Source organism: Streptomyces sp. NPDC000410, assembly GCF_040300305.1.
Lineage (GTDB): Bacteria > Actinomycetota > Actinomycetes > Streptomycetales > Streptomycetaceae > Streptomyces.
In genome coordinates, this window is the sequence record NZ_JBEPDM010000040.1 from 59593 (window position 1) to 69729 (window position 10137).

Consider the following 10137-nt stretch of genomic DNA (forward strand, 5'->3'; position numbering starts at 1 on the left):
CGCGGCGGTGTCATGGACGTCATGACCTCCCGCCTGCCCAGGCCGCCGCGCCCCGCGCTGCCCGCGCTGCGGCCGCCCGCCTTCACCGGCCGTCTGCACGACGCGAGAACGGCGACCGCCGTCGGGCTCGGCGCGGCCTTCGCCGTCTGCTTCGCGACCGGCCTCGTCAGCCATTACCTCCAGCACCCTCCCCACTGGCTCGCCGACCACCTGCCCACCCGGCCGGTGTGGGGCTACCGGCTCACCCAGGGGTTGCACGTCGCCACCGGTCTCGCGGCGATCGTGTTGCTGCTGGTCAAGTTGTGGGCGGTGTATCCGCGGCTGTTCGTATGGCCGGCGGTGCGGTCCGTGCGGCACGCGTGGGAGCGGCTGTCCGTCGCGGTCCTGGTGGCCTCTGCCGTGTTCCAGGTGCTCACCGGGCTGCTCAACATCGTCGAGTGGTATCCCTGGCCCTTCTCGTTCGTGCCCGTGCACTTCGCCGTCGCATGGGTCGTGGCCGGCTCGCTCCTGCTGCACATCGCGGTCAAGGCCCCGAGATCGCGGCGCATTGGGGCCGGCGCTCGGAAGGGACGCTCGCGCTGCCGGCCGAGGACGCCCTCGACCGCCGTTCCCTGCTTCTCGGTACAGGGGCCGCCGTCGGGGTGGTCACGCTGACGACGGTGGGGCAGTCCTTCACCCCGCTGAAGGCGTTCGACCTGCTCGCTCCCCGGCACCCGGACCACGGTCCGCAGGGGTTGCCGGTGAACAGGACCGCCGTGGCGGCCGGGGTTTCGGAGCGGGGCCTGGAGTCGTGGCGCCTTGAGCTCGCCGGACCGCGCTCGTACACGCTCACACTCGACGCCCTGCGTGCGATGCCCCGGGCCGCGGCCCGGTTGCCGATCGCCTGTGTCGAAGGCTGGAGCGTCGAGGCCCGTTGGGACGGCGTACGGGTACGGGATCTGGTGGAGCGGGCGGGTGGACTGCCGGGCCGGGACGCCGTGCGGGTGACGTCGCTGGAGGTGAGCGGCGCCTACCGGGTGATGGAAATGGGCGCGGAGTACGCCGACGACCCGCTGAGCCTCCTCGCCCTCACCCTCAACGGGCAGCCCCTCTCCCTCGACCACGGCTTCCCGGCGCGGATCATCGCCCCGAACCGGCCCGGGGTGCTGCAGACCAAGTGGGTGCACCGCCTGGAGGTGCTGTGAGGACCGCGAGCGTGCTCCGATACGGGGTCGGTGGGCTGGGCGTCGTCCTGATCGGCATCGGCGCGTGGCTGGTGGTGGCCGAGCCGGATCCGGCGGGCGTGCTCCTGTGGCTCGCCGGGGCGCTCGTCCTGCACGACGGGATCCTCGCCCCGCTGGTCCTCGCGGTGGGGCTGCTGCTCGTCGGACGCCGGGACCGTGGCGTGCTGCGCGGGGCGCTGGTCGTGGCGGGGAGCCTGGTGCTGGTCACGCTGCCGCTGCTGGTCCGGCCCGGAGCACCGCCGAACCCCTCCGCCCTGCCGTTGCCGTACGCGCGGAACCTCGTGATCGTCCTGGCGGTGGTCGCCGCCGTGGCCGCGGCACGGATTCTCGTACGACGGTGGCGGGGGCGTTCTCAGCGGAGCGCGGAGGACGACTGACGGGTGAGGGCCACGAAGCGACGGCCCCACAGATCCCACCGCTCCGACACCACCCAGCCCGTGGCGGCCGCGTGCCCGGCCAGCGCGCGTACCCCGACGCGGGCCCACGGGAACCGCTCGCCCCGCCCTCCCCTGCCGTCGTCCACCCGTACCTCGCAACGCTCGTCGACGTCCACGGCCTCGCATTCCGCGATGACCCGGCCGGAGTGGGACACGACCCGACGTAGCCGACGCAGCAGAGCGGTCGGATCGCCGCCGATCCCGATGTTGCCGTCGATGAGCAGGCCCGTGTCCCAGCGCCCTTCCCCGGGCAGGGGTTCGAAGACCGAGCGGCACAGGGCCGATCCGCCGAGCCGAACGGTACGGGCGACCGCCTCCGGACTGATGTCGACACCGAGCGCGCGTCGCCCTTCGGCGGCGAGGGCGGCGACGAGCCGCCCCGGGCCGCAGCCGACGTCGAGGACCGCGCCGCGGCAGCGGTCCAGGACGGAGCGGTCCGCCGGATCAGGAGCCTCGCACCAGCGCTCGACCTCCAGGGGCAGGAGCCATCCGTCGTCGCGGCGAAGGAAGAGAGGGCCCTGCCCGGTGCGCAGTGCGTCGCTGTACGGGTCGGCGCGCCAGGCCGTCGTCGCGGTCACGCGCCCGCTCCCGCCGCCGTCGCGGTCAACACGGAGTGCAGGGCGGCGAAGCGGCTGCCGGGCGTCTGCGCCGCCACAACGCACGCGTCCTCGGCGGTGTCCACGTCCCGCAGCACGGGCAGGGTGCCGATCCGCAGCCCGGCCGCGCGCAGTCGGCCGTACTGGACGGCCCCGGTGTCGGGGCGCGACATCGGAACGCCGAGCAGGAGGGCGGGCTCGGGGGAGGCGAGGCCGAGGGCCCAGGAGCCGCCGTCCGAGGCCGGGCCGAACCAGGCGTCGTACGACTCCCAGCGCAGGGCGGGCGTGAGCAGGGCGGGCGTCGCCTGAGGGGTGTCCATGCCGATGAGCAGGGCAGGCCCCGCGCAGGTGGCGAACGCGGCGGCGAGGCGCACGTCGAGGCCACCGGCCGTCTGGGGGACGACCTGGAATCCCGGTGGCAGCCAGGCACCGGGCTGCCCGTCGAGCACGAGGACGTGCCGGTCGGCGGGGACCCCGAGAGCCGCGTCGAGCGTGTCGGCGAGGGCCGCCTCGGCGAGAGCCGCGGCCTCATCGGGCGTGAAGGGCGGAGTGAGCCTGGTCTTGACCCGGCCGGGCAGGGGCTGTTTGGCGATGACGAGGAGTGTGGTCACGGGCGCTCACCACCGGCCGGCGCAGGCTCGTTGAGTACGCGGCGCATGTCGTGCACGGCCTGCCAGGTGCCCTTCCAGGTGCCGGTGACCTTGGAGCGGCCGGAACGGGGGCGGTAGGGCACGTCCACCTCCCGTACGCGCCAGCCGGCGTCGGCGGCCCGTACGACCATCTGGAGCGGGAAGCCGCTGCGCCGGTCGGACAGGCCGAGGCCGAGGAGAGCCTCGCGGCGGGCGGCCCGCATGGGCCCGAGGTCGTGGAGCCGCAGCCCGGTGCGGCGGCGCAGCAGCCGGGACAGCGCGAGGTTCCCGGCCCGGGCGTGGGCCGGCCACGCTCCGCGCGCGGTGGGGCGGCGGCGGCCCAGGACGAGATCGGCGGAGCCGTCGGCCACGTCGTCGACGAGGCCCGGCAGCAGGCCGGGGTCGAGGGAGGCGTCGCAGTCGCAGAAGCAGACGAACTCGGCGTCGGCGGCGAGCAGCCCGGCGTGGCACGCGGCGCCGAAACCACGCAGGGGCTCGTGCACGACGGTGGCGCCGAGATCGGCCGCGAGCGCGGCGGAACCGTCGGTGGAGCCGTTGTCGACGACGATCGCCCGCCATCCGGCGGGGACGCGGGCCAGCACCCACGGCAGGGCCTCGGCCTCGTCGAGGCAGGGAAGGACGACATCTGCGGTCATGGTGGTCACGGCTCTCACCGTAGGAAGCACGGAGCGGTTCGAGGCCGTGGAAGTCCTTACGAAACGCGGACGCCGGGCGACGTCCGCCCGGGTGGCCGTGGCCGCCGCGCCGGGCGGATGCCAGGCTGTGCGCCATGAGCGAGAGCAGCGCCCCCGGGAGCGGGGGCCGGATCCTGGTGGTGGACGACGACCCGACGGTCGCCGAGGTCGTCACCGGCTACCTGGAGCGGGCCGGTTTCGCCGTCGAACACGCGGCCGACGGTGTGGACGCCCTGCGCCGGGCCGGGGACCGGTGGCCCGACCTCGTCGTGCTGGATCTCATGCTGCCGGGCCTGGACGGACTCGAGGTCTGCCGACGACTGCGGGCCACCGGGCCCTTGCCGGTGATCATGCTGACCGCGCGGGGCGACGAGGAGGACCGGATCACGGGACTCGAAGTGGGTGCCGACGACTACGTCACCAAGCCGTTCAGCCCGCGCGAACTCGTGCTGCGCGTCGAGTCCGTGCTCCGCCGCAGCCGCGCGGCGGCGCCGGCCGCGCCCACGGGCGTGCTGCGCGCCGGTGACCTGACTGTCGACCCCGCGACCCGCAGGGCCACCCGTGGTGGCGATGAACTCGCTCTCACTCTGCGGGAGTTCGACCTGCTGACGTACTTCATGGAGCGCCCCGGCACGGCACACAGCCGGGGTGAGCTGATGCGACAGGTGTGGGGCTGGGACTTCGGCGACCTCTCCACCGTCACCGTCCACGTCCGCCGCCTGCGCGCCAAGATCGAGGACGACCCGGCCATGCCCGCCCTGATCCAGACGGTGTGGGGCGTCGGCTACCGCTTCGAACCGGCCCTCGGGAAGGACACCACGGCATGAACGACGTCCTGCTCATCGCCGCGCTCGCATTCGCGGGAGCGGTCGGCGCCGGGCTGGCCGGGGCGCTCGTGCTCCGTCTCGTACGCCACCGCTCGGTCGCGGTCTCGCTGACCGTCGTCGCCGCCGTGACCGTGACGGCGATGCTCGCCGGGACGCTCGCGGTCGCCCAGGCGATGTTCCTGTCCGCGCACGACCTGTGGGTGGTGACCGTCGTCGTCGCGATGGCCGCGCTGGTGTCCCTGTGCACCGCTCTCGTCCTCGGCCGGTGGGTGGTGGCCCGCAGCCGCGCGCTCGCCCGCGCCGCGCGGGACTTCGGTGACGGGGGGAGCTTCTCCGCGCCGGACGGGGCCGCCACCGCCGAACTCGCCGCCCTCACCCGCGAACTGGCCGCCACCAGTGCCAAACTCGAAGCCTCGAGGAAGCGCGAGCGTTCCCTGGAGGCCTCGCGCCGGGAGCTCGTCGCCTGGATCTCCCACGACCTGCGCACCCCGCTGGCCGGGCTGCGGGCCATGGCGGAGGCCCTGGAGGACGGCATGGCCGCCGACCCGGCCCGCTACCACCGCCAGATCCGTACCGAGGTCGAGCGGCTGACCGCCATGGTCACCGACCTCTTCGAACTCTCCCGCATCCACGCCGGCGCGCTCGCCCTCAGGCCGAGCCGGATATCGGTGTACGACCTGGTCGGCGACGCCCTGAGCGGCGCCGAACCGCTCGCCCGCGAGCACGGGGTCCGGCTGGTGGGGGAGGAGGTCGACGCCGTTCCCGTCGAGGTGGACGGCAAGGAGATGACCCGCGTGCTGGCCAACCTCCTCGTCAACGCGATCCGCCACACCCCGGCCGATGGAACGGTCGCCGTCGCTGCCGAGCGCCGGGACGGGGCGGTGGTCCTGTCCGTGACCGACGGCTGCGGTGGCATCTCCGACGAGGACCTGTCCCGCGTCTTCGACACCGGCTGGCGCGGCACCGAGGCCCGCACCCCACCGGCCGGTGCGGGCCTGGGCCTCGCCATCGTCCGGGGCATCGTCGAGGCACACGCGGGCCGCGCCGACGTGCGCAACGTGCCGGGCGGCTGCCGCTTCGAGGTCACGCTGCCCGCCGCGGCGGGCTGAGGACGGCTACCGGAGGACCGCCGGTGCCCGCTGGTCCGCCCGGGCGAACTCCGCCATCCCCTCGACGAAGCCGACCTCGGGGCGCCAGCCGAGGTCGCGCCGCAGCCGGGACGAGTCGGCCGTGATGTGCCGGACGTCGCCGAGCCGGAACTCCCCGGTCACCACCGGCTCCGGGCCGCCGTGCGCCAGAGCCAGTGCCGATGCCATCTCGCCCACTGTGTGCGGGTCCCCGCTGCCGGTGTTGTACGACCTGAGGGCGCCGGCCGGCAGCCCTTCGGAGGCCTCCAGCGCGAGCACGTTGGCCGCCGCCACGTCCCCCACGTGGACGAAGTCCCGTCGCTGACAGCCGTCCTCGAAGACGCGAGGCGCCTCGCCGCGGGCGAGCGCGGACCGGAAGAAGGAGGCCACGCCCGCGTAGGGAGTGTCCCGGGGCATCCCCGGGCCGTACACGTTGTGGTACCGCAGTGAGACGGCCGTCCCTCCCACCGTCCGGGCCCAGGCCGCGGCCAGGTGCTCCTGGGCGAGCTTCGTCGTGGCGTACACGTTCCGGGGGTCGAGCGGCGCGTCCTCGTCGACCAGCCCGGGGCGCAGTTCGGATCCGCAGCCGGGGCAGCGCGGCTCGAAGCGCCCCGCCGAGAGGTCCTCGGTGCGGCGTGCCCCCGGCCGGACCGGTCCGTGCCGGGGGCACTCGTACCGCCCCTCCCCGTACACGACCATCGATCCCGCGAGGACGAGCCGCCGCACCCCGCTCTCCGCCATCGCGGCGAGCAGGACGGCCGTGCCCAGGTCGTTGCAGCTCACATAAGCGGGGGCGTCCGCGAAGTCCTTGCCCAGGCCGACCATGGCCGCCTGGTGGCAGACCGCGTCCACCCCCCCGCAGTGCCTCCCGCAACCCGCCGGCGTCCCTGACGTCCGTGTGGACGAACTCCGCCCCTGTCGGCTCCGCAAGGGCCGGATGCGCGCTGGGCAGCAGCGCGTCCAGGACGACCGGATCGTGGCCCGCCCTTCCCAACGCCATGACGATGTGCGAGCCGATGAACCCGGCCCCTCCAGTGACGAGTGCACGCATGCCGAGGACGCTACGGATCGATTCCGCGCCACGGGGCGGTCCGCGCCGGGCCGTAAGACTTTCGTCATCCGTCCAGGCCCCCGCTCCGGCGCCCGGTCGCGTTGGATAGCCGCAGCAGAGGCAGTGTGCGAAGGAGGTACGGCGTGGAGCGTGTCATGAGGAGCCGGTGGTGGGCCGGAGCGGCGGTCCTGGCCGTGGCAGCTGTCGTGGCCGGGCTGGTGTGGTTCAAGCCCTGGGCCCTGTGGGTGGACGACACCGTGCACGAGGCGCTGCCCTCCACGACCGGGACCGCTTCCTCCCGGGCACCGGGCGCCGCACCGTCCGCCGCGGCGACGACCTTGCCGACCGGCCCCACGACCGTGGCGCAGGGGACCTTCACCAGCCACGAGCACACGACCACCGGCACGGTGAAGCTCATCCGGCTGCCCGACGGCTCGCACACGGTGCGCCTGGAGAACCTGGACACCAGCAACGGACCGGACCTGCGCGTCTGGTTGACCGACGCGCCGGTCAAGGAGGGGAGGGCGGGCTGGCACGTCTTCGACGACGGGACGCACGTCAGCCTGGGCAAGCTGAAGGGCAACAAGGGCGATCAGAACTACGCCGTACCCGCGGACGTCGACCTGACCGACCTCGCCAGCGTCGCCATCTGGTGCGACCGCTTCAATGTCTCCTTCGGCGCCGCCGAGCTGGCCTGACCGAGTGCTCAGTCGATCAGGGGCGAGAGGCCGGTTCCTACAACCAGTCCCGCTTCTTGAAGATGACGTACAGGCTCGTGCATACCACCGCCATCAGCAGGATCGCGAACGGATACCCGCCCGCCCAGTGCAGCTCCGGCATCTTGTCGAAGTTCATGCCGTAGATCGTCCCGACCAGCGTCGGAGCGAACAGGATGGCGGCCCAGGACGAGATCTTCTTGATCTCCTCGTTCTGCTCGAACCCCGCCTCCGCCAGCGCCCGCATCTCCGCGTTCTGCTGCTGCGTCACGAGCGTCGTATTGACCGTCAGAATGTCCGCCAGGGCCTGTCGGAAGCCGTCCACGCGCTCGCTCGTGTGGGTCACGTGGTCCGCGACGTCGCGGAGATAGCGCTGGAGCTCCTCGTCCGTGCCGTACTTCGCGAAGCCCGCCATCAGGCCGTGGAGCATGCCCACCAGGGGGCGGGTCGCTCGCTGGAACTCGACCATTTCGCGGGCGAGTTCGTAAATACGGCGGGACACCGCAGGGTCGCCGCCGAAGACCTCGGTCTCGATCTCGTCGATGTCGTTCTGTACGCCCGCCACGACCGGGGCGTAGCCGTCGACGACGGCGTCGAGGATGGCGTACAGCACCGCCTCCGGGCCGAGGGCGAGCAGTTCCGGGTCGTCCTCCATGCGGTGGCGGACCGCCGAGAGGTCGGGGGCCGCGCCGTGGCGGACCGTGATCAGGAAGTCCTTGCCGACGAAGACATGGAGCTCGCCGAACTCGACCTCCTCAGGGGCGTCGAGGTAGCGGGCGGCGCGCAGGACGACGAAGAGGGTGTCGCCGTAGCGTTCCAGCTTCGGCCGCTGGTGGGCCTCCAGCGCGTCCTCGACGGCCAGCTCGTGGAGGTCGAACTCCTCGGCCAGCGAGAGCAGTTCGGGCTCGGTCGGCCGGTGCAGGCCGATCCAGGCCATGCCGGCCGGCTCCTCCCGCAGCTGCCGGAACGTCTCGGCGAGCGACGCCGGTGCCGAGACACGATGGCCGCCGCGGTAGAGCGCGGCCTGCACGATGCTGCCCACGTCCTTCTGTACGGGCGCGGGCGCGGAGGCCTGACCCGGCGTCGCGGGCGGGGCGGACGGAGTCGGCGCTGCGGCCGGGCGGCGCAGCCAGGGGTGCTTCTTCGGCGGCGGCGCGGGGCGTGGCCGTCGGTCGGACATCCTGGTCACCTCCCGTGCGATCGGCCGCGGAGCGGCAGTGCCGCGGTGCGCGGTGCCACCGTGCAGGATATCCGGGCCCTATCGCCGCGGCATGGCGAGAGCGGGGGCGAACTTGCGGACAGAAGGTGTCGGCAAGGCCGGGTAGCGTGCGAGCCATGGTCACGACGAAGCACCCCGTGCTCGGCCCCCGGGCCCTCAATCGCGCCACTCTCGACCGCCAGCTCCTGCTGCGCCGCGACCCGGCGCGCCGGATGTCCGCCGAAGCCGCGATCGAGCACCTCGTAGGCCTCCAGGCGCAGAACGTCAAGCCGCCGTACTACGCCCTCGCCGCCCGCCTGCACGGATTCGACCCCCAGGAGCTCTCCACGCTGATGGAGTCGCGCGAGGTCGCCCGGATGGTCACCCTGCGTTCCACGATCCACACTCACACCGCCGCCGACTGCCTCACCCTGCGGCCGTTCGCCCAGGTGGGAGGGCCCGACCGGGAGCTGAAGGTCTTCGCGAAGAGGCTCGACGGAGTCGACCTCGACCGGCTCGCCGCGCTCAGCCGCGAGCTGGTCGAGGAACGCCCCCGCCCGGTCAAGGAGCTCCGCTCGGCCCTCGCCGCCCAGTGGCCCGACGCCGATCCGCTCGCCCTCACCACCGCCGCGCGCTGTCTGCTACCGCTGGTGCAGACCACGCCGCGCGGGCTGTGGGGCAGAAGCGGGCAGGTCACGCTGACCACGGCGGAGCACTGGTTCGGCCGGGCACTGGAGCCCGCCCCCGGCCCCGAGGCGATCGTGCGGCGCTACCTCGCCGCCTTCGGCCCCGCCTCGGTCAAGGACATGCAGTCCTGGTCCATGCTGACCCAGCTGCGGGACGCCTTCGAGCGGCTGCGCCCCGAGCTGCTCACCTTCCGCGACGAGAACGGCGTCGAGCTCTTCGACCTGCCCGAAGCACCCCGCCCCGACCCGGACACCCCGGCCCCGCCGCGCTTCCTCGCCGAGTACGACAATCTGCTGCTGTCGCACGCCGACCGCTCCCGGGTCGTCCCCGGGGAGTTCAGGGGGCGCACCTGGAAGGGCAACCAGCCCTTCTGCGTGTTCCTCGTCGACGGCTTCCTCGCCGGGCTGTGGCGACTGGAGGACACCAGGGAGGACGCCTCCACGCTGACCGTCCAGCCGTTCGTGAAGCTGACGCGGGCACAGCGCACTGCCGTGGCCGAGGAGGGGGAGCGGCTGCTCACCACGATGACCTCGGCATCGGCGCGCGACGTCCGGTTCGGTGAGTTCGCCGGCCACGTCGAGCGCGCCGGGTGAGGCGGTCGTTGTCATAACCACCGCGCACGGGGTAGTGAGACCGGCATCAGTGAGTGCACGGACTGCACGATGCGGAGGACAGACGTATGGCGACAGGCAGTGCGACGGAGGAGTTCCGGGCTGCCCGGGATTTTCTGCTGCGGCATCGGGAGGATTACGCGGCGGCCTACGAGGGGTTCGTGTGGCCGCGGTTGGAGTATTTCAACTGGGCGCTGGACTGGTTCGATGTGATCGCCGACGGCAACGCGGGGACGGCGTTGCACCTGGTGGAGGAGGACGGGAGCGAGGGGCGTTTCTCGTTCGCGGAGCTGTCGGAGCGGTCGGACCGGGTGGCGAACTGGCTGCGGGGGCGGGGTGT

At 73.2% G+C, this 10137-nt stretch carries 9 protein-coding genes and 3 pseudogenes; 7 read left to right on the forward strand and 5 right to left on the reverse strand.

All coding sequences use genetic code 11. The annotated features are described in order from the left end of the window. Positions 1-21: 21 nt before the first annotated feature. Positions 22-1184: pseudogene (locus ABT342_RS29305) on the forward strand (molybdopterin-dependent oxidoreductase). An 11-nt stretch (positions 1185-1195) separates the two neighbouring features. Then, a complete protein-coding gene (locus ABT342_RS29310; RefSeq protein WP_351580403.1) occupies positions 1196-1600 on the forward strand; it encodes a hypothetical protein in 405 nt (134 codons plus the stop codon). Here ABT342_RS29310 and ABT342_RS29315 read toward each other — a convergent pair. From ABT342_RS29315 to ABT342_RS29325, 3 genes are read right to left on the reverse strand one after another with little or no spacing between them, the layout of a single operon-like run. Next, positions 1576-2238, reverse strand: coding sequence for a class I SAM-dependent methyltransferase (locus ABT342_RS29315; protein ID WP_351580406.1), 663 nt, complete (start codon positions 2236-2238; stop codon positions 1576-1578). The two genes, ABT342_RS29310 and ABT342_RS29315, sit on opposite strands and share 25 nt — an antisense overlap. Then, positions 2235-2867 carry a TIGR04282 family arsenosugar biosynthesis glycosyltransferase gene (locus ABT342_RS29320; protein ID WP_351580409.1) on the reverse strand — a complete coding sequence of 211 codons (633 nt, stop codon included), beginning with the start codon at positions 2865-2867 and terminating at the stop codon, positions 2235-2237. Before ABT342_RS29320 ends, ABT342_RS29315 begins: the two co-directional genes overlap by 4 nt. Continuing rightward, on the reverse strand, positions 2864-3541 hold the full coding sequence (locus ABT342_RS29325) for a glycosyltransferase family 2 protein (RefSeq protein ID WP_351580426.1): 678 nt from the start codon (positions 3539-3541) through the stop codon (positions 2864-2866). The genes ABT342_RS29320 and ABT342_RS29325 overlap by 4 nt, the downstream gene beginning before the upstream one ends. Positions 3542-3675: 134 nt before the next feature. Between ABT342_RS29325 and ABT342_RS29330 the strand changes: the two genes are divergently transcribed. Both ABT342_RS29330 and ABT342_RS29335 read left to right on the forward strand, forming a co-directional pair. Continuing rightward, positions 3676-4407: a response regulator transcription factor gene (locus ABT342_RS29330; protein ID WP_351580412.1), complete on the forward strand. Its 732-nt coding sequence runs from the start codon at positions 3676-3678 to the stop codon at positions 4405-4407. Then, the gene (locus ABT342_RS29335; RefSeq protein WP_351580415.1) at positions 4404-5516 is read left to right on the forward strand and encodes a sensor histidine kinase; all 1113 of its coding nucleotides are present in this window, start codon (positions 4404-4406) and stop codon (positions 5514-5516) included. The genes ABT342_RS29330 and ABT342_RS29335 overlap by 4 nt, the downstream gene beginning before the upstream one ends. A 6-nt stretch (positions 5517-5522) precedes the next feature. Here the strand turns inward: ABT342_RS29335 and ABT342_RS29340 are convergent. Continuing rightward, positions 5523-6585 (reverse strand): annotated as a pseudogene (locus tag ABT342_RS29340) (NAD-dependent epimerase/dehydratase family protein). A gap of 155 nt (positions 6586-6740) precedes the next feature. Between ABT342_RS29340 and ABT342_RS29345 the strand changes: the two are divergent. Continuing rightward, complete coding sequence (locus ABT342_RS29345) at positions 6741-7283, forward strand: DM13 domain-containing protein (RefSeq protein ID WP_351580428.1); 543 nt, start codon at positions 6741-6743, stop codon at positions 7281-7283. A 37-nt stretch (positions 7284-7320) separates the two neighbouring features. Here the strand turns inward: ABT342_RS29345 and ABT342_RS29350 are convergent, their stop codons facing one another. Next, positions 7321-8481 (reverse strand): magnesium and cobalt transport protein CorA, encoded by a 1161-nt coding sequence (locus ABT342_RS29350; RefSeq protein ID WP_351580418.1) that lies wholly within the window; start codon positions 8479-8481, stop codon positions 7321-7323. Between the two features lie 155 nt (positions 8482-8636). Here ABT342_RS29350 and ABT342_RS29355 point away from each other — a divergent pair, with 155 nt between their 5' ends. Together ABT342_RS29355 and ABT342_RS29360 are read left to right on the forward strand one after the other, a co-directional pair. Further along, positions 8637-9779, forward strand: coding sequence for a winged helix DNA-binding domain-containing protein (locus ABT342_RS29355; protein ID WP_351580421.1), 1143 nt, complete (start codon positions 8637-8639; stop codon positions 9777-9779). Positions 9780-9865: 86 nt separating this feature from the next. Continuing rightward, positions 9866-10137: pseudogene (locus ABT342_RS29360) on the forward strand (AMP-dependent synthetase); the annotation flags it as partial.

Excerpts from the sequence above, each read along its gene's own strand:
- ABT342_RS29325 (WP_351580426.1), bottom strand. The coding sequence starts at position 3,541 with ATGACCGCAGATGTCGTCCTTCCCTGCCTCGACGAGGCCGAGGCCCTG.
- ABT342_RS29330 (WP_351580412.1), top strand. The coding sequence starts at position 3,676 with ATGAGCGAGAGCAGCGCCCCCGGGAGCGGGGGCCGGATCCTGGTGGTG.
- ABT342_RS29335 (WP_351580415.1), top strand. The coding sequence starts at position 4,404 with ATGAACGACGTCCTGCTCATCGCCGCGCTCGCATTCGCGGGAGCGGTC.
- ABT342_RS29345 (WP_351580428.1), top strand. The coding sequence starts at position 6,741 with ATGAGGAGCCGGTGGTGGGCCGGAGCGGCGGTCCTGGCCGTGGCAGCT.
- ABT342_RS29350 (WP_351580418.1), bottom strand. The coding sequence starts at position 8,481 with ATGTCCGACCGACGGCCACGCCCCGCGCCGCCGCCGAAGAAGCACCCC.
- ABT342_RS29355 (WP_351580421.1), top strand. The coding sequence starts at position 8,637 with ATGGTCACGACGAAGCACCCCGTGCTCGGCCCCCGGGCCCTCAATCGC.